Source organism: Mycobacterium sp. Root265 (assembly GCF_001428895.1).
Lineage (GTDB): Bacteria > Actinomycetota > Actinomycetes > Mycobacteriales > Mycobacteriaceae > Mycobacterium.
In genome coordinates, this window is the sequence record NZ_LMJA01000030.1 from 47,698 (window position 1) to 64,639 (window position 16,942).

The 16,942-nt window shown below is 66.6% G+C and carries 18 protein-coding genes; 10 read left to right on the top strand and 8 right to left on the bottom strand.

Annotated features, from left to right (window positions below):
• Positions 1 to 43: 43 nt before the first annotated feature.
• The gene (locus ASE48_RS22840; protein WP_057169455.1) at positions 44 to 1,321 is read right to left on the bottom strand and encodes a cytochrome P450; all 1,278 of its coding nucleotides are present in this window, start codon (positions 1,319 to 1,321) and stop codon (positions 44 to 46) included.
• A gap of 215 nt (positions 1,322 to 1,536) precedes the next feature.
• On the opposite strand from ASE48_RS22840, the gene ASE48_RS22845 reads away from it, so the two are divergent.
• The gene (locus ASE48_RS22845; protein ID WP_082614372.1) at positions 1,537 to 2,205 is read left to right on the top strand and encodes a TetR/AcrR family transcriptional regulator; all 669 of its coding nucleotides are present in this window, start codon (positions 1,537 to 1,539) and stop codon (positions 2,203 to 2,205) included.
• Between the two features lie 2 nt (positions 2,206 to 2,207).
• On the opposite strand, the gene ASE48_RS22850 is transcribed toward ASE48_RS22845, so the two are convergent.
• The 4 genes from ASE48_RS22850 to ASE48_RS22865 are packed head-to-tail and all read right to left on the bottom strand — an operon-like array spanning position 2,208 to position 4,554.
• The gene (locus ASE48_RS22850) at positions 2,208 to 2,486 is read right to left on the bottom strand and encodes a cytochrome C oxidase subunit IV family protein (protein ID WP_057169456.1); all 279 of its coding nucleotides are present in this window, start codon (positions 2,484 to 2,486) and stop codon (positions 2,208 to 2,210) included.
• Between the two features lie 3 nt (positions 2,487 to 2,489).
• Positions 2,490 to 3,101 carry a cytochrome c oxidase subunit 3 family protein gene (locus ASE48_RS22855; RefSeq protein WP_057169457.1) on the bottom strand — a complete coding sequence of 204 codons (612 nt, stop codon included), beginning with the start codon at positions 3,099 to 3,101 and terminating at the stop codon, positions 2,490 to 2,492.
• On the bottom strand, positions 3,098 to 3,847 hold the full coding sequence (locus ASE48_RS22860; RefSeq protein WP_057169458.1) for a hypothetical protein: 750 nt from the start codon (positions 3,845 to 3,847) through the stop codon (positions 3,098 to 3,100). Before ASE48_RS22860 ends, ASE48_RS22855 begins: the two co-directional genes overlap by 4 nt.
• Positions 3,844 to 4,554, bottom strand: a complete 711-nt coding sequence (locus ASE48_RS22865; protein WP_057169459.1) for a hypothetical protein — start codon at positions 4,552 to 4,554, stop codon at positions 3,844 to 3,846. Before ASE48_RS22865 ends, ASE48_RS22860 begins: the two co-directional genes overlap by 4 nt.
• A gap of 104 nt (positions 4,555 to 4,658) precedes the next feature.
• Here ASE48_RS22865 and ASE48_RS22870 point away from each other — a divergent pair, with 104 nt between their 5' ends.
• Positions 4,659 to 5,186 (top strand): VOC family protein, encoded by a 528-nt coding sequence (locus ASE48_RS22870; RefSeq protein ID WP_057169460.1) that lies wholly within the window; start codon positions 4,659 to 4,661, stop codon positions 5,184 to 5,186.
• 28 nt (positions 5,187 to 5,214) lie between these two features.
• Here the strand turns inward: ASE48_RS22870 and ASE48_RS22875 are convergent, their stop codons facing one another.
• Positions 5,215 to 5,931 carry an enoyl-CoA hydratase/isomerase family protein gene (locus ASE48_RS22875; RefSeq protein WP_057169461.1) on the bottom strand — a complete coding sequence of 239 codons (717 nt, stop codon included), beginning with the start codon at positions 5,929 to 5,931 and terminating at the stop codon, positions 5,215 to 5,217.
• 92 nt (positions 5,932 to 6,023) lie between these two features.
• Between ASE48_RS22875 and ASE48_RS22880 the strand changes: the two genes are divergently transcribed.
• The 7 genes from ASE48_RS22880 to ASE48_RS22910 all read left to right on the top strand — a co-directional run bounded on the left by ASE48_RS22880 (position 6,024) and on the right by ASE48_RS22910 (position 13,580).
• On the top strand, positions 6,024 to 7,607 hold the full coding sequence (locus ASE48_RS22880; RefSeq protein WP_057169983.1) for an AMP-binding protein: 1,584 nt from the start codon (positions 6,024 to 6,026) through the stop codon (positions 7,605 to 7,607).
• 35 nt (positions 7,608 to 7,642) lie between these two features.
• Positions 7,643 to 8,833, top strand: coding sequence for an amidohydrolase family protein (locus tag ASE48_RS22885; protein ID WP_057169462.1), 1,191 nt, complete (start codon positions 7,643 to 7,645; stop codon positions 8,831 to 8,833).
• A 9-nt stretch (positions 8,834 to 8,842) separates the two neighbouring features.
• Positions 8,843 to 10,333, top strand: coding sequence for a FadD3 family acyl-CoA ligase (locus ASE48_RS22890; RefSeq protein WP_057169463.1), 1,491 nt, complete (start codon positions 8,843 to 8,845; stop codon positions 10,331 to 10,333).
• 129 nt (positions 10,334 to 10,462) lie between these two features.
• The gene (locus ASE48_RS22895) at positions 10,463 to 11,290 is read left to right on the top strand and encodes a hypothetical protein (protein WP_082614421.1); all 828 of its coding nucleotides are present in this window, start codon (positions 10,463 to 10,465) and stop codon (positions 11,288 to 11,290) included.
• Positions 11,287 to 11,928: a hypothetical protein gene (locus tag ASE48_RS22900; RefSeq protein WP_057169465.1), complete on the top strand. Its 642-nt coding sequence runs from the start codon at positions 11,287 to 11,289 to the stop codon at positions 11,926 to 11,928. The genes ASE48_RS22895 and ASE48_RS22900 overlap by 4 nt, the downstream gene beginning before the upstream one ends.
• A gap of 3 nt (positions 11,929 to 11,931) precedes the next feature.
• On the top strand, positions 11,932 to 12,948 hold the full coding sequence (locus ASE48_RS22905) for a patatin-like phospholipase family protein (protein WP_057169466.1): 1,017 nt from the start codon (positions 11,932 to 11,934) through the stop codon (positions 12,946 to 12,948).
• Between the two features lie 5 nt (positions 12,949 to 12,953).
• Positions 12,954 to 13,580: a 2-C-methyl-D-erythritol 4-phosphate cytidylyltransferase gene (locus ASE48_RS22910; RefSeq protein ID WP_057169467.1), complete on the top strand. Its 627-nt coding sequence runs from the start codon at positions 12,954 to 12,956 to the stop codon at positions 13,578 to 13,580.
• Here the strand turns inward: ASE48_RS22910 and ASE48_RS22915 are convergent.
• Entirely contained in the window at positions 13,561 to 14,292 is a 732-nt protein-coding gene (locus ASE48_RS22915) for an IspD/TarI family cytidylyltransferase (protein ID WP_057169468.1), read from the bottom strand. The two genes, ASE48_RS22910 and ASE48_RS22915, sit on opposite strands and share 20 nt — an antisense overlap.
• 127 nt (positions 14,293 to 14,419) lie before the next feature.
• On the opposite strand from ASE48_RS22915, the gene ASE48_RS22920 reads away from it, so the two are divergent.
• Positions 14,420 to 15,628, top strand: a complete 1,209-nt coding sequence (locus ASE48_RS22920; RefSeq protein ID WP_057169469.1) for a low temperature requirement protein A — start codon at positions 14,420 to 14,422, stop codon at positions 15,626 to 15,628.
• On the opposite strand, the gene ASE48_RS22925 is transcribed toward ASE48_RS22920, so the two are convergent.
• Positions 15,625 to 16,890, bottom strand: coding sequence for an MFS transporter (locus ASE48_RS22925; protein ID WP_057169470.1), 1,266 nt, complete (start codon positions 16,888 to 16,890; stop codon positions 15,625 to 15,627). The genes ASE48_RS22920 and ASE48_RS22925 overlap by 4 nt on opposite strands.
• Positions 16,891 to 16,942: the final 52 nt, after the last annotated feature.

A 16,942-nucleotide genomic window follows, 5' to 3' on the forward strand; every position in this document is an offset into this window, starting at 1 on the left:
GCGTTCCCGTGGGTACGGGAACGCGCCGAAGTCTTGAGGGGACCTACCGCAGTGGCGTGTAGTTGATGTTGAGTTCGGTGAGGCCGCGCAGCACGAAGGTCGGCTCGTAGTTGAAGTTCTGATCCCCGACGGGACCATGCTTCTCGGGGTCGACGGTGATATCGCCCATCCGGTCCAGCAGGCGCTCGATCGAGACGCGGCCTTCGACCCGGGCCAGCGGTCCGCCCGGGCAGGAGTGCACGCCGCGACCGAAGGCCATGTGCTCGCGCACGTTCTTGCGGTCCAGTCGCAACTCGTGCGGATTCTCGAAGCGCTTCGGGTCGCGGTTGACCGCGCCGGGGAGCACCATCACCGGGGCGCCCGCCTTGATCACCACACCACCGACTTCGGTTGTCTTGCGCGCCAACCGGAAATCGCACTTCACCGGACTCTCCAGGCGCAGCGATTCCTCGATGAACGTCGGGATCAGACTGCGGTCATTGCGCAGCTGCTGCTGTACTTCGGGATTCTCGGCCAGCACCCGCATCGCGGCGCTGAGCAGCTTGGTGGTGGTCTCCTGGCCCGCGGCGAAGAGGAAGGTCGCCGAGCGCACCGGCTCGATGACCGGAGGTACCGAGCCATCGGGGTAGAGCGCGGTCGCGAGGGAGGTCAGGACGTCCTCGCGCGGGGTGGCCCGGCGATCCTCGAGGTAGGCGATGAACTTGTCGTCCAGGAACTGCAGCGGGTTCTCCGCGACGGTCTCCTGTTCCAGGGAACCCACCCGGGCGCCGGGGCGGTCGGCACCGAGCACCGTGCGGAACTGCTTGTGGTCCTCCTCGGGGACACCGAGCAGGTCGGCGATCACCAACAGCGAGAACGGCTTTGCGTATTCGGCCAGGAACTCGCACCGGCCGTTGTCGAGGAACTCATCGAGCTGGACATCGGCCAGCTTCCACATGAAGTCCTCGTTCTCCTTCAAACGCCGCGGCGTGAGCAGCCGGTTGAGCAGCGAACGGGCCTTGGTGTGATCGGGCGGGTCCATGGTGACCATGTGCTCGAACATCGGCAGCAAATGGCGGTGCGCCTCGAGCTGCTCGGAGATGTCATCGCCCTCGGGCGTGAACGGCAGCGGCGGGAACGGTCCGCCCAGCGCGACCGCATTGGAGAAGGCATCCGTGTTCTTGTAGACCGCGACGGCTTCCTCGTACCCGGTGACGGCGTAACAACCCCACGGCGGCACCTGCAGTACCGGGTTCTGTTCGCGCAGGTAGTCGAAGTACGGATACGGGTTCGGAACCAGCGACTGGTCGGTGAGGAAGTCCAGCGTCGCGTATTCACTCATGTAGGTCGATCTCCCGGGCTGTGGGTGGGGGTGGTGTTTCGGCGTTGTCTTGCGGCAGATGAAAAATCCGGCGGAAGCAATGCCGTTGAAAGTGCTGTGCACCTGCTTAGCATGTGGATAGAGTCGTGGTCAAGGTCACAACCGGCGAGTCGATACGATCCGGTGGGCGGCCGAGCGGACGTACCGGAGAAGTGTCGAGCTGAAGGTGGAGTGTGATGTCCACAGCGCGCAGGATCGGGGCGCCGGATGCCAAGAACCGAGGGGTGCTGCTCGACGCAGCGCAGGCGCTGATGATCGACGAGAGCTACGCCGCGGTCACCTCGCGGCGGGTTGCCGAGCGGGCCGGCCTCAAACCCCAGTTGGTGCATTACTACTTCCGGACCATGGACGATCTGTTCCTGGCGGTGTTCCGTCGCCGCGCCGAGCAGGGACTGGTGGTGCTGGAGGCCGCACTGAAATCGGCGCAGCCACTGCGGGCCATCTGGCTGTTCAGCACCGATCAGGAGTCCACTCGGCTGACCATGGAATTCATGGGGCTGGCCAACCATCGCAAGGAACTGCGCGCGGAGATCAGCTACTACGCCGAGCGTTTCCGCGAGGACCAGCGGGTGGCCATGTCCGCCGCGCTGGAGCGCTACGGAGTGGACCCCGGCGATGTCCCGCCGGTGGTCTGGGCCGTCATCGGCACCAGCCTGTCCTGGGCGCTGGTGATGGAACAGGCGCTGGGGATGTCGGCCGGGCATGCCGAGACGCTGGAGTTCGTGGAGCGCTGGCTGCGCGAACTCGAGGGCGAGGCGCTGCCCCTGGAGCAGATCTTCGGCGACCTCGCGGGCAGTGGTTTCGAGGCAGCCGCCGGGAAGTTGTTGTCCGGCCCCGACGACTAGCGTCACACCCCGGCGAAGTACAGCCCCAGTAGCAGTGCGAAGAGGGTGATCACCCAACCGCTGGTGGCCGCCTTCAGCCACCGGGGTGCGTGCCGGACCTCCATGAAATACCAGATCACCAACTGCGATTTCACCGCGGCGATGACCAGCACCACCACCGTCACCGCTGCGTTGAGGACGTGCGCGGAGCCGGTGTCGCGGGCCGTCAGCCAGGACACCAGGGTGACCGCGGTGAGCAGTGCCCATGCGATGGTCAGCGGGTTCCGCAGATACGACGTCATCGGTCACCTCATCACGTAGAGCAGGGCGAACAGGACGAGCCACAGCACATCGACCATGTGCCAATAGGTGGCCGCGGTCTCGACGAACGAGATCTTCGGTGCCGCACGCCCTCTCAGATTCCGGAGGACGAAGGACAGGATCACCAGGCCGAGCATGACGTGGCACAGGTGCAGTCCCGTCATGACGAAGTAGTACATGAAGAACAGATTCGTACCGGGAGTGACGCCCGCGACGATCTCGGGAACGTATTCGAAGAGTTTCAGGACGGGGAATGCCGCGCCGAGGCCGAGCGCAATTCCGAAGAGCCGCACACCATCGGCGGTCTTGCCGCACCGCGCGGCCGAGGTGCCCAGCGCGACGAACAGCGAACTGGTGAGCAGCACGACGGTGTTGGCCACGCCGATGTCCAGGTTCAGCCGTGCCTGGCTTTCGAGGAACAGCTCCGGTTGCTGCCCGCGGTAGTACACATAGGCGACGAAGTACGCACCGAAGATGATGAGGTCGCCGATGACGAAGAACCACATGCTCGATTCGCCGGGAATGTGGTTGTGCCGTCCGGTGTCTCGTTGCCTGTTGCCGACGCGTTCGGCCGGGCCGTGCACGACCTCGGTCATGCGTTCTCGAGTTCGTGGTCGGGCTGATTCTTGATGGACCGGTAGATGCAGACGTAGACGATGATCTGCCACGGCACGTAGATCACCATGGCGAACCAGAACGTCATCAACCCGTTCCACGCGAACGGTCCCGATGTGGAGATCCAGACCGGGGCCGCCATCAGCTCGGTGACGTACTGCCAGACGGTGTAGTAGCCAAGCCATTTCGGCAGCACGTTGTTCTTGTCCAGGATGATGGCCAGCCCGAACGCCATCCACATCACGCAGAAACACCCCAGCGACCCGATATAGGCGAGGTAGCCGAAATCGTAGAGCATGGCCAGTACCGCCGGGTCGTAGCCGGCCCGGAACGACCCCAGGCCGAAGCAGAACATCGGGAACAGCATGCCGACGATGGCACCGGACATGGCGCCGACCATCAGGGAGTACCGGAACACCGGGCTCACCGACATGCGCTTGATCTGGATCAGGTACACCGCGTTGGATAGTGGCGCCAGGCCGAAGGATGCGGTCAGGATCGCGCAGGCGATCAGCAGGTTGTGGGACTGCATGAACTCGACGATCTGCGACGAGGAGCTGCTCGGAGATCGTGGCGGCATCATCCAGCTCAGCGGGACGAACACGATGCCGAACAGGGTGAAGAAGAACGGCACGATGCAGAAGGCGATCCACTGATCGAGCTTGCGGTTCCGGCGTCTCGGTGGCGAGGGCGCGGCCGCAGGCGGTGCCGTAGCAACATCGCTCACACCAGCACCTCCTGGTCCTGTTCGCTCCCTTGACGATTCACGACGCGCAGCAGCACCGGGAACATCACCACCAGATAGGCCGCCAGAACCGCGATCCGCAGCGTGAAGGACACCGACCCGTCCCAGGCGAGGGGACCCGAGGTGAACAGGACCGAGAACGCGCCGGGAATCAGGAGCGCGGCGGTCGCGACGTTGAAATGTGCCACCCAGCGCGGAAAGACGGGCTGCGGCTTCTCGTCGAGATAGACGCTCGCCGCGAAGCAGAGGTTCTGCACCACGATGGTGCCGACCGGTGCGATGAAGAAGAACCACGCCATGTCGTTGAGCAGGCTGATCAACTGCGGGTCGCGGTCGGGCCTGAAAGCCGCCACCCCCCAGCAGTAGTCGGCCAGGATGAATGCCGTGGTGCCTACTCCGACGCAGATGATGTAGGCATAGGTGAAGACACTGCTGGACGTGGCGGTGCGCGATATCTGCACCGCGATCACCGCGAAGAGCGGCACCAGGGAGCCGGCGATCAGATTGCAGAGGATGACCACGCCGAGGATCCCGGTGTTGTGGTCGCGGAAGAACGCCGCGACCTCCTCGGGCGTCATGGTCGGTGACAGCGGCGGCGAGAAGATCGGGAACAGCAAAAAGGCAAATGCGAACAGGACCATGGCCGGCGGCGCCGTCCACAGCAGAATTCGTTGACCCCGGGTATTCATCGACACCTGCCCATCACCTGGTTGCTAGCCGTTCGGCTATCCAGGATCCTCAGAGTAGCCGATCGGCTACTCTGCTTCAAGAGGCGCAGGGCTAGTGTCGTGGCGTGGACAGTCAACGTGTTCTGCCGGGCCCGGTACGCCAGATCGGTTATGTGGTCGACGATCTGGACTCGGCGCTCGCCGACTGGGTGAAACTCGGCGTCGGCCCGTGGTTCGTCATGCGGGGATTGGCCCAGCGGGTGACCTACCGCGGTGAGCCGTGCGAGGTGACCCTGTCCCTCGCGCTGGCCAACAGCGGTGAACTGCAGATCGAGCTCATCCAGCAGACCGACGAGACGCCGAGCATCTTCGGGGAGTTTCTCCGTTCGGGGCCTGGCTTTCACCAACTCGCGTACTGGACAGAGAACTTCGACGCCACCATGGCCGCCGTCGCGGCGGCGGGCTGGCCGGTGGTGTGGTCCGGTGGCGAGGACGGGGGAGTGCGCTTCGCCTACGCCGAACCCGGCGGGGTGCCGGCGGCCATCATCGAGATCATGGAACTCACCGACGCCTCGGCCGGGATGGCGGCCTTCGTGCGTCAGGCCGGCCAGGACTGGGACGGCAGCGACCCGGTCCGCGAACTCGGCGGCTGAGCCCCGCCCAGCGACCACCGGGTAGCGGTTATTTCGCCCGGTTCATCACCTTGTCGGCGGCATCCCAGTGTTCCTGGGACACCCACAGCCCGGCGAAGGCCGCGACGGCCTCGGTGGTGGTCGCGCCCTTGATGACCCGTTTGATCTCGCCGGCCGGGCGGCGGGCCAGCAGCTGCGCCGTTTCGCGCCAGACGGTGTCGAAGTCGGCGCGTGGCACCACCTGATCGATCAGCCCGACCCGCTCGGCGGAAGCGGCATCCAGGATCCGCCCGGTGCCCGCCAACAGCAGCGCCTGGCTGCGCCCCACCAGAACGCCCAGCCGCTCGGCGCCGCCCCAGGCCGGCATGATCGCCAGCGAGATCTGGTTGAAGCCGATCTTGATGTCGTCCGCGGCGATCCGGATGTCGGCGGCGACTGCGACCTCGGCTCCACCGCCCAGGGCATGCCCGTTCAGTGCGGCGATCACCGGACCGGGAAAGCCCGCGATCCGATCGCAGATCGCGCGCATCCGCCAGGCCATCGACGACGCCTCCAGTTCGGTGCGCAGCAGAGCCAGTTCCTTGAGGTCTCCGCCGGAGACGAAGGCCCGGTCGCCGGCCCCGGTGATCGCCAGCGCGGACGCACCGGCCGCACCGTCGAGGGCCTTGTTCAATTCGTCCATCGTGTCCAGCGAGATGGCATTGCGGGCATGCGGGCGGTCGATGGTGATGACCGCCAGTTCGCCGTCCAGTTCGAGGTCGACCATCAAACGTTCTCCAATTGCGGTATTGGCATTCTCGGCTGGTGAGAATAGCATCACCAACATCTGCCCGGCGTTGCGGAGGTGCTGTCATTTCGATCCGAAATATCCCTGCTGAGCTGAGTAAACGGTACGTGGAGCAGGGGTGGTGGACACCGGAAACGCTCGGCCAGCTGTTGGCCGACGGACTGCAGGCCAGTCCCGACGCCAGTTTTGTCGTGCACTCCGCCACCCGGCCCTTCAGCGGAACCTTCGCCGACGTCGAGCGCAGCGCCCGACGGCTGGCGGCCGGCCTGCGCGACCGCGGTGTGGGAGCGGGCGACGTGGTCGCCCTGCAGCTGCCGAACTGGATGGAGGCCGCCGTCGCGTTCTGGGCCTCGGCGTTCCTCGGTGCCGTGACGGTCCCGATCGTGCATTTCTACGGCCGCAAGGAGCTCGGGCACATCATCGCGACCGCACGGCCGAAGGTCTTCCTCAGCACCTCCGAGTTCGGCCGGATGACCTTCCACGCCGACCTGTGCGCGGAGGTGCCGATCGTCGGGCTGGTCGGCGCAGACGGTGAGCTGGCCTTCGACCGGCTGCTGGCCGCCGAACCGATGACCGGGACCGTCGACGCCGATCCGGCCGCTCCGGCGCTCATCGCGTTCACCTCGGGCACCACCCGTGAACCCAAGGGCGTCATCCACAGCCATCAGACGCTGAACTGCGAGACGCGCCAGCTGCTGGACAACTACCCGCCCAACCGCGGGCGCCAGCTCACTGCCACTCCGGTCGGTCACTTCATCGGCATGCTCGGCGCCTTCCTGATCCCGGTGCTGGAAGGTGCGCCCATCGATCTGTGCGATGTGTGGGACCCGGGCCGGGTGCTGGAGATCATCGAGCACGACGGACTGTCGATCGGCGGCGGACCGCCCTATTTCGTCACCAGCCTGATGGACCATCCGGGTTTCACCGACGCCCACTTGGCCCGGTTCTCCACCGTGGGCCTGGGCGGGTCGACGGTCCCCTCGGCGGTCACCCGGCGCCTCGCCGACCTCGGACTTTTCGTCTTCCGCTCGTACGGCAGCACCGAACATCCCTCGATCACCGGTTCGGGCGCCGGCGCGCCGGAAGACAAACGGCTGTTCACCGACGGCAATGTCCGTCCCGGTGTGGAGATCCGGCTCGGGCCCGACGGCGAGATCTTCAGCCGGGGCCCCGACCTGTGCCTGGGCTACACCGATGAGGCGCTGACCGCGAAATCCTTCGATGACGACGGCTGGTACCGCACCGGGGATATCGGCGTCCTCGACGCGGACGGATACCTCACCATCACCGACCGCACGGCCGACCTGATCATCCGGGGCGGCGAGAACATCAGCGCCCTGGAGGTCGAGGAAGTGCTGTTGAGCATGCCCGCCGTCCTCGAGGCCGTCGTGGTGGCCGCCCCGGATGCGCGGCTGGGGGAGCACGTCGCGGCCGTGCTGCGGATCCGGCCCGGTGCGGTGATGCCGACGCAAGAGCAGGTGCGCGCGCACTTCGAGCAGGCCGGCGTGGCCCGGCAGAAATGGCCCGAGGAACTGCTCGCGGTGCCCGATGGCCAGGACTTTCCGCGGACCGCGAGCGGCAAGGTGCAGAAGTTCCGGGTCCGCCAGGAAATCGCCGACGCCGCCCCCCGGGGCATTGCGGCATCCACATCATGAGAATATGATTCTCACGAACCGAAAAGGAGCATCTCATGGGTCAACTGTCGCATCGGGTCGACATACCGTTTCCGCTGTTCGATGCGGACAACCACCTCTACGAGCCTCCGGAGGCGATGACCAAGTACCTCCCCAAGGAGTACAAGGACGTCGTCCAGTACGTGGAGATCAACGGCCGCACCAAGATTGCGCTCAAGGGCCAGATCAGCAACTACATCCCGAACCCCACCTTCTCCGTCGTCGCCAAGCCTGGCGCCTGGGAGGAGTACTTCAAGTTCGGTAACCCGGACGGCAAGAGCAAGCGCGAACTGTTCGGCGAGCCGATGAAGGCCATCCCGGCGTTCTTCGAGCCCGAGCCGCGCATCAAGGTGATGGACGAGCTCGGCCTGGACCGCTCGCTGATGTTCCCGACGCTGGCCAGCCTCATCGAAGAACGTCTGGCCGATGATCCGGTCGCCATCCACGTCATCGTCCATGCGCTCAACGAGTGGCTGCACGAGGTGTGGGGCTTCAACTACCAGGGCCGCATCTTCACCACGCCGGTGATCACCCTGCCCATCCTGGACAAGGCGATCGAGGAACTGGAGTGGGCCGTCAAGCGCGGCGCACGGGCCATCCTGATCCGTCCGGCACCGGTCCCCGGTTTCCGCGGTCCGCGCTCGTTCGCGCTGCCGGAGTTCGATCCCTTCTGGGAGCGCTGCGTGCACCACGACATCTTCGTCGGCATGCACTCCTCGGACAGCGGCTACTCGCGCTACACCTCCGAATGGGATGGCGGCGCGCAGGAGATGCTGCCGTTCCAGACCAACGCGATGTCCATCCTCAACGAATGGCGTCCGATTCAGGATGCGGTGGCCTCCTGGGTCATCCACGGCGCGCTGTTCCGGCACCCGAAGCTGAAGGTCGGCATCGTCGAGGCCGGCTCCAAGTGGATGTTCCCGCTGCTCGATTCGATGGCCGAGGTGTACAAGAAGGCACCCGAGGCGTTCCTCGGAAACCCGATGGAAGAGATCAAGAACCGGATCTACGTCAGCCCGTTCTACGAAGAGGGCATCGATGACCTGATCAACCTGATCGGTGTCGACCAGGTGCTGTACGGCTCGGACTGGCCGCACCCGGAGGGCCTGGCGGAGCCGACGCACTACGTGACGGCTCTGGAGCACCTCTCCATCGAGGACCAGGCAAAGATCATGGGCGGCAACCTCGGACGCCTCATCACCACGTAGCTCTCGCGAGTGACTTACACGCAGAAGTGGCAGACCATCCCTGAGATGGTCTTGAGCGTCGGCGACCGCTTCGGTGATTCCGAAGCGGTCGTCGACGGATCGTTGCGACTCAGCTATGTCGAACTGGCGCAGCGGGTTCGGCGCGCTGCCGGTGCCTTCGCCGAGTTCGGCGTCACCAAGGGCGACCGGGTCGCGATCTGGGCGCCCAACTCCGCGGCCTGGCTGATCGCCGCGTTCGGCGCCGTCACCGCCGGCGCAGTGGTGGTCCCGGTGAACACCCGGTTCAAGGCCGAAGAGGCCGCCGACATCATCACCCGTAGCGGCGCCAAGGCGGTCCTGGTCCAAAACGGCTTCCTGGGACAGGATTTCAGCGTCCCCGAGGGCGTCCCGGCGATCGAGATCACCTCGGACTTCCTGGAGAGCGGGCAGCCCTACGAGGCGCAGGGCCTGCTGGGCACCGATATCGCCGACATCATCTACACCTCCGGCACCACCGGCCGGGCCAAGGGCGTGATGATGAATCACGAACAGACGCTGCGGCTCTACACCGAGTGGTGCGATCTGGCCGACCTGCGCGAGGGCGACCGCTACCTGATCGTCAACCCGTTCTTCCACACCTTCGGCTACAAGGCCGGCTGCATCTCCTCGCTGATCCGCGGCGCCACCATCCTGCCGGTTCCGGTGTTCGACGTTCCGGCCGTCGTGGACCTCATCGAGACCGAACGGATCACCATGCTGCCGGGCGCGCCGACGCTGTATCACTCACTGCTGGCGGTGCCCGACAAGCATCGGCTGGCGACCCTGCGCGCCGGGGTCACCGGAGCCGCCGACATCCCGGTGGAGCTCATCCGCCGGGTGCACGAGGAACTGCCGTTCCAGACCCTGGCGACCGGCTACGGGTTGACCGAGGCCGGCACGGTCACCCTGTCGCGTCCCGGCGACTCGTTCGAGGACATCGCGACCACGGCGGGCAAGCCCTGCGACGGTGTCGAGGTGCGTATCGCCGAGGACGAAGAGGTGCTGGTGCGCGGATACACCGTGATGCAGGGCTACCTGGATGATCCGGTGGCCACCGCGGAGACCATCGACGCCGACGGGTGGCTGCACACCGGGGATCTGGGCGCCTTCGATGAGGCCGGACGGCTCAAGATCGTCGGCCGCAAGAAGGACATGTTCATCGTGGGCGGCTTCAACGCCTATCCGGCCGAGATCGAGGGCTTCCTGCTCGAGCACCCGGCAGTGCGCCAGGTCGCGGTCATCGGCGTGCCCGACGAGCGGATGGGCCAGGTGGGCAAGGCCTTCGTGGTGTTGGGCACCGGAGCGAGCGAAGCGACGGGGGCAGGCGACGGTGACGGCTTCGCCGAGACCGATCTGATCGCCTGGAGCCGGGACCGGATGGCCGGGTATAAGGTGCCGCGGTACGTAGAGTTTCTGGATGAGCTGCCCTTGAATGCCACGGGCAAGGTGATGAAGGATCGCCTTCAGGATCTCGCCCGCTGAGCGGACGCACAGCACGGAAATATCGTTTCCGCAGGAAAAGCGTTGTTTCTGGGCGAATCGGCGATGCGGTATCGTCGAGTGAATAGTCGAATTTGATAACGCCATTCTCGTTTGGCGCAGGAGGTCATGATGCCGACCCGGAAGCGTGGGCAAGCGTCGTCGCCGGACGCCGATCAGGCGGACGTCGCGGATTTGTCCGCCGAGGAGGCGGAGGCGCTGGCCGCTGCCGCCGAGGCCGAAGCGGCTGCTGCCCGTGCCCGGGCCAATGTGCTCAGGGTGCAGCAGGCCAAAGCCGAACAGACTCAAGCCCGACAGGAGTCTGAGGCCGCGGCCGAGGTGGCCGCGGATGACGGCGCCGAGGATGCCGCTGTCGAGGACGTCGCTGTCGAGGACGTCGAGGACATCGACGATGCCGAGGCCGCGGACGATCTCGACGGGGAAACGACGCCCGGGCGCCGCCGCGCACGAATCGCGACCATCGCGAAGTACGCCGCGGTGATCCTGGCGGTCATCGGCATCGCCGCACTGGCCAGTACCAGTGCCTGGATCGTGGTCAAGCACCGCCAAGCCGAGCATCAGCGCGATCTCAGCGCCCAGTTCTCGGCCGCCGCCCGTCAGGGTGTGGTGTCGTTGATGTCGCTGGACTTCAACCGCGCCAAGGAAGATGTGCAGCGCATCGTCGACAATTCCACCGGTCAGTTCCGCGAGGATTTCCAGAACCAGGCCGAAGAGTTTGCGAAGGTTGCCGAATCCTCGAAGGTCGTCACCGCGGCGAACGTCACCGCCACCGCGGTGCAGACGATGACCGAGGACACCGCCGACGTGCTCGTCGCGGCGGCCTCGACCATCACCAACGCCCAGGGCGCCAAGGAAGACCCGCGCAGCTGGCGGCTCATCGTGAGCGTGGCCCGCGACGGCGATCAGATCAAGATGGCGAAAGTTGAGTTTGCGCCGTGACCGTGAAGAACGAAGAAGAACTGTTGACCGCTGTCGAGATCGACACCGAGGACAGTCCCGAGGACGCCCTCACCGTTGATGAGCCGGCAGTGGCGACGGCCGGCGGACCGCCCGATCGACCGGCCGGACCCGCCCGCCGCGTGTTGCAGGGTGCCGCGCGCTTCTGGGTGGCCATCACATTGGTGGTCTTGCTCGCAATCACCGGAGGCGTGACCGCGTGGCTGTACTTCACCCAGTACAAGCCCGATCAGGCCACCGGGACCGCCGCAGCCGACACCGCGCTCATCGCCGCCAAAGACGGAACCGTTGCGCTGCTGTCGTACTCGCCGGAGACGCTCAACGACGACTTCACCAACGCCAAGACCCATCTCACCGGCGATTTCCTGAACTACTACAACCAGTTCACCGAGCAGATCGTCACGCCCGCGGCCACCAAGAAATCGGTCAAGACGAGCGCGGCGATCGTCAATGCCGCAGTGGCCGAACTGCATCCCGAGTCGGCAGTGGTACTGGTGTTCCTGAACCAGACCACCACCAGCACCGAGAACCCAGACGGATCTTTTTCCACCAGCGCCGTCAAGGTCGGCCTGACCCGGGTGAACGATGACTGGTTGATCTCGTCCTTCGACCCGGTGTAGCCGTTGCCCGCACCGACCTCTCCTGCCGACCTGGTGCTCTCCGGCGGCGGGGTCAAGGGGGTCGGTCTGATCGGCGCCGTGGTCGCGCTGATGGACGCGGGCTACCGGGCGCAACGCGTCTCGGGGACCTCTGCGGGTTCCATCGTGGGGGCGATCGTGGCCGCTGCGGGTGGGCGGCTCTCCGGTCCGGAATTCAAAGACCTTGCGCTGGAACTGAAATACCGGAAGTTCCGGGACCCTGGGCTCGTCGGGCGGCTACCCGTCATCGGGCAGCCACTGGCGCTGGTGCGGGGCCGCGGTATCTACAAGGGCGATTACGCCCACGACTGGCTACGCGGGCAACTCGCGAATCTCGGGGTCCGCACCTTCGGTGACCTTGCCATCGCGGACGCCGAACTGCCGCCCGAGCAGCGCTACGCGCTGGTGGTCACCGTCGCCGATGTCACGACCGGCCAGCTGGTGCGACTGCCCTGGGACTACCGCAGGGTCTACGGCATGGACCCGGATGAGCAGTCGGTGGCCGACGCGGTCCGCGCCTCGATGTCGATCCCGTTCTACTTCCGGCCGGTGACGCTGACCGACGCCGCCGGGCGCACCTCGACCCTGGTCGACGGCGGTCTGCTGTCCAACTTCCCGATCGACTCGCTGGACCGTATCGACGGCGGTGCCCCGCGGTGGCCGAGCTTCGGCGTCACGGTGCTGCCGAATCTGCCGAATGACACCGATCATCTGCTGCCGGCCTGGGGCCCGTTGCGCCGTCTGCTGCCGTCACGGATGCTCGACGACGTCATCACCACCGTGCTGGTGGGCCGCGATCAGGCCTATCTGAACCAGCCCTGGGTGAGCGCCAGGACGGTGCGTGTCGACTCGACCGAGGTGGGGTTCCTCGATTTCGGTATCAGCGATACCGAGGTCGAGGCGCTGTACGCGAACGGATACTCCGCCGCGCAGGATTTCCTGGACGGCTGGAACTGGGAGGCCTACCTCACGCGCTTCCGGTCGGCCCGCCCGTTACATTGACCACGGTGAAACTCTCAGCGATCCTGCCGCTACCGGTGTCGGTGGCCCGGCACCCGGAATCGGTGTTCACCCCTGTCGAGGGGGAACCGGTACTGGTGCGGATCGTGCGCGCGCTGACCGCAGAGGTCGGCGCGGTGCTGGTGCCGACCGACGATGCCCTGTTCGAGCAGGTGCGCGCCGTGCTGGCAGGGTTACCGGCTCGCGTGCTCGCGGCAGGCGAAAACCGCAGCACCGCAGATTGTCTGACGGCGACGGTGTCCCACCTGTCGGCGTCGGGCGCGACCCATGTGCTGGTGGCTGATCACCGGCATCCGGTGCTGTCGGGCGATCTGGTCGCCCGTGTCATCGCGGCACTGGCAGACGGCGCAGAACTGGTCGTCCCGGTGCTTCCGGTCACCGACACCGTGAAAAGTGTTGACGGGCAAGGCGTCATCCGATCCACGGTGGACCGCTCCGAGCTGAAGATCACCCAGTATCCGTACGGTGCCGCGGTGGCCAGGCTGGGCGATCTGCCCGCGGTGTTGAGCGCCGGAGCCGACCTGGTGTGCGTCGCCGGCGATGCGGACGCGATCTCGTTCGACCTGCCCGACGATGCGCCGCTGCTGGAAGCGGTCATCGCCTGTCGGCGTTGACCGTTCCCGCCAGCAGGTGCTCGGCCAGCCGAATGTCCGGCGGGTAGGTCACCTTGAGATTGGTTGCGGCGCCGGGGAACACCCGCACCTCAAGATCGGTGAAATGCTGTACGCACGCCGAGGTGTCGGTGCCGTCGAACGCCTCGTCGGCGGCGCGCCGATAGGCCTCGAGCAACGGGGCGGCGCGAAAGGCCTGCGGGGTCTGCACGCGTACCAGGTGCTGGGTCAACGGGTCGAACCCGCCGCCCCGGCGCGGCCGGGCCAGGGCCGTCGCCGCCACCGCGGGCACCGCGCCGCCGTGGCTGCGGGCGGTGTCGAGTGCGGCCCGCATCAGATCCGGGCCCGCCAGCGGCCGCGCAGCATCGTGGATGAGCACGACGTCCACGGCACCGTCCTCGATATCTGCGGCGATGTGGCGCAGCACGTTGAACTCGGACTCGTGGCGGGTGTCGCCGCCCTCGACGAGTTCCACCGGGACACCGGGCAGGTCGTCGCTCAGCGCGCGGGCCGCCACCTCGCGCTCGCCGCGCCGGTGCACCAGGATGACCCGGCCGATCTCCGCGGTGTCGGCCACCGCCCGCACCGACCAGGACAACATCGATCTGCCGGCCAGCCTCAGATAGGCCTTGTTGCCGTCGGCTCCGACCCGCGAACCGATCCCGGCCGCCAGCACGACACCGACCGCGGTCCGGGAGTCCGCTGCTGAAGGCACCCGCTCACGCTAGCCTGTCTGGTCGGCATGTCGGCGCCGCGCGGCACCGACGGGGGAGAGGATTCACCAGGTGAGCATTTCGGCACCACAACCTTCGGTTCCTGCCCGGGCGCACCGCCTGACCAAGATGGCCGGCCGCGATCCGCACGAACCGCACCGGGTGTCCAGCCCCCTGGAACTGCTCTTCGACCTCACCTTCGTGGTGGCGTTCGGCGTGGCCGCATCGGAGTTCGCGCACGCGATGGCGGCGGGGCATGTGGTGGTGGGACTGGCCGGGTTCGGGTTTGCGATGTTCGCGGTCTGCTGGGCCTGGATCAACTTCACCTGGTTCGCCTCGGCGTACGACACCGATGACTGGGTGTACCGGCTGATGACCATGCTGCAGATGGTCGGCGTGCTGATCCTGGCGCTCGGCATTCCGGACATGTACGCCTCGCTGGAACACGGCGGGCACGTCGACAACACCGTGATGGTGGCCGGGTATGTCGTGATGCGGGTCGCCATGGTGGGGCAGTGGCTGCGCGCCGCTCGGCAGGACCCGCCGCGGCGCCGCGCCTGCCTCACCTACGTCGCAGCCATCCTTGTCGCCCAACTTGGTTGGATCGCAGCGATTTTCGCACACACGTCGGTTTTGGTGACGCTGTTGATCGTGGTCGTGCTGATCGGCGTGGAGATGCTCGGACCGGTGATCGCGGAGCGCCGGGCCGGCGGTACCCCCTGGCATGCCCACCACATCTCCGAGCGCTACGGCCTGATGGCGATCATCGCGCTGGGCGAGGGGGTGGTCGGCACCGTGGCGACCCTGTCGGCGGTGGTCCACGACCATGGCTGGACGACGGACGCGATCCTGGTGGCGCTGGCCGGTACCGGACTGACCTTCGGCATGTGGTGGCTGTTCTTCATGGTGCCCTCGGCCGAGCTGCTGCACGCCCACCGCGAGACGTCGTTCTGGTTCGGCTATCTGGCGATCGTGTTGTTCGGTGCGATCGTCGGCACCGGTGCCGGCCTGCACGTGGCGGCCTACTACCTGGAAGAGCATTCCGAACTCGGGTCGGTGGGCACGGTGCTGTCGGTGGCGATACCGGTGGCGGGCTATATCGGACTGATCTACCTGCTGCACTCGCTGTTGCTGCGCAGCGTCAATGCGGTGCACCTGCTGCTCGCGGCGCTGACGGCGGCCGTTCTGGTGGGTGCGGTGCTGCTGGCGCTCTCGGGTGTCTCGATGGCGATCTGCCTGGTCGTCGTCACGGCGGCGCCCGCGGTGGCGGTGATCGGTGACGAGTGGGTCGGTCACCGGCGGACGGCGGCCGCGGTCGCCGCCCGGATCGGGGCTTAGCGTCCGGCAGGCTCGAAGGTCTCCAGCAGCGAACGTTGCTGCTCGGCCTTCATCAGGCGCCGGGCCTTGCGCCGGGTGATCAGGATGCCGATGACGGCCAGCACCCACACCACGTACTGCAGCGTCCACGCCAGCCGGAACGAGTCCGTCGAGTAGCCGCCGGCGGCGTCGAGGATCCAGCCCATCGCCTGCATCAGCAGCAGTGAGGCCAGGAAGCCGCCCATGTTGACGAAGCCCTGCGCGGTGCCAAGGGTCGCGCTCGGATTGAACGTGCGGGCGAAATCGAAGCCGACCATCGAGCCCGGACCGCCGACGGAGATGATCACGACGAGCAGCACCAGCAGCCACAGCGGTGCCCGGCCGGGGAGGGCCAGCACGATTGTCCAGATGAGCGCATTGCTGCCGATGATGGCCAGCACCATCATCGACCGCTTGTGCGGGTAGCGGCCGGTGAGGATGCCGAGCACGACCCCGGCCGAGATCGCCGTCACCACCGAGATGGTCAGCAACATGCCGGCCACGCCCCGGGTCTGGCCCTGCGCGGTGGTGATGTAGGGGACACCCCACATCAACGCGAAGGCGGTGACCGAGAACTGGGTGCCCATGTGGGTGAAGAAGCCGAGCCGGGTGCCCGGGCGCATCCAGACCGTGCGCAGGCTCGCCATGGTGTCGTGGACGGACATGGTCTCGGTGGCGACCACCCGGCCGTTCGGGGTGTTCTGCAGGACTGCGGCCGCCAGCACCATGGTGAGCACGCCGAACGCGGTCACCGTGAGATAGGCCGAGGTCCAGCCGTTGACACCCAGCAATGCCAGGAACGGCACGGCGGAGAGCACCTGGCCGAGCTGGCCGCTGATGCCGGTGAGCTGGGTCAGCAGCGGAACCCGCCGGGCCGGGAACCAGTGCGGCACCAGTCGCAGGACGGAGATGAAGGTGACCGCATCCCCGAGCCCGACGACGGCGCGCGCGGCCAGCGCCAGCGGTAGTGAATCGGTGAGCGCGATCGCGAGCTGCCCGGTCACCATCAACGCCGCGCCCGAGACGATGAGGATCTTGGAGCCGTAGCGGTCCAGCAGCACACCGGCAGGCACCTGGGCGCCCGCGTAGACGATGATCTGCAGCACCACGAATGTCGACAGCATGCTCGGGCCCGCGTGGAAGCGGTCGCCGGCCTCCAGCCCGGAGACTCCGAGCGTGGTGCGGTTGAGCACCGCCACGATGTAGGCGAGTAGTCCGGTCGCCCAGATGATCCAGGGACGCACGCGGACCTCGATTCCTCGGGCTGAGTAGGGACAGTGCGTTCATCGTCCCAAA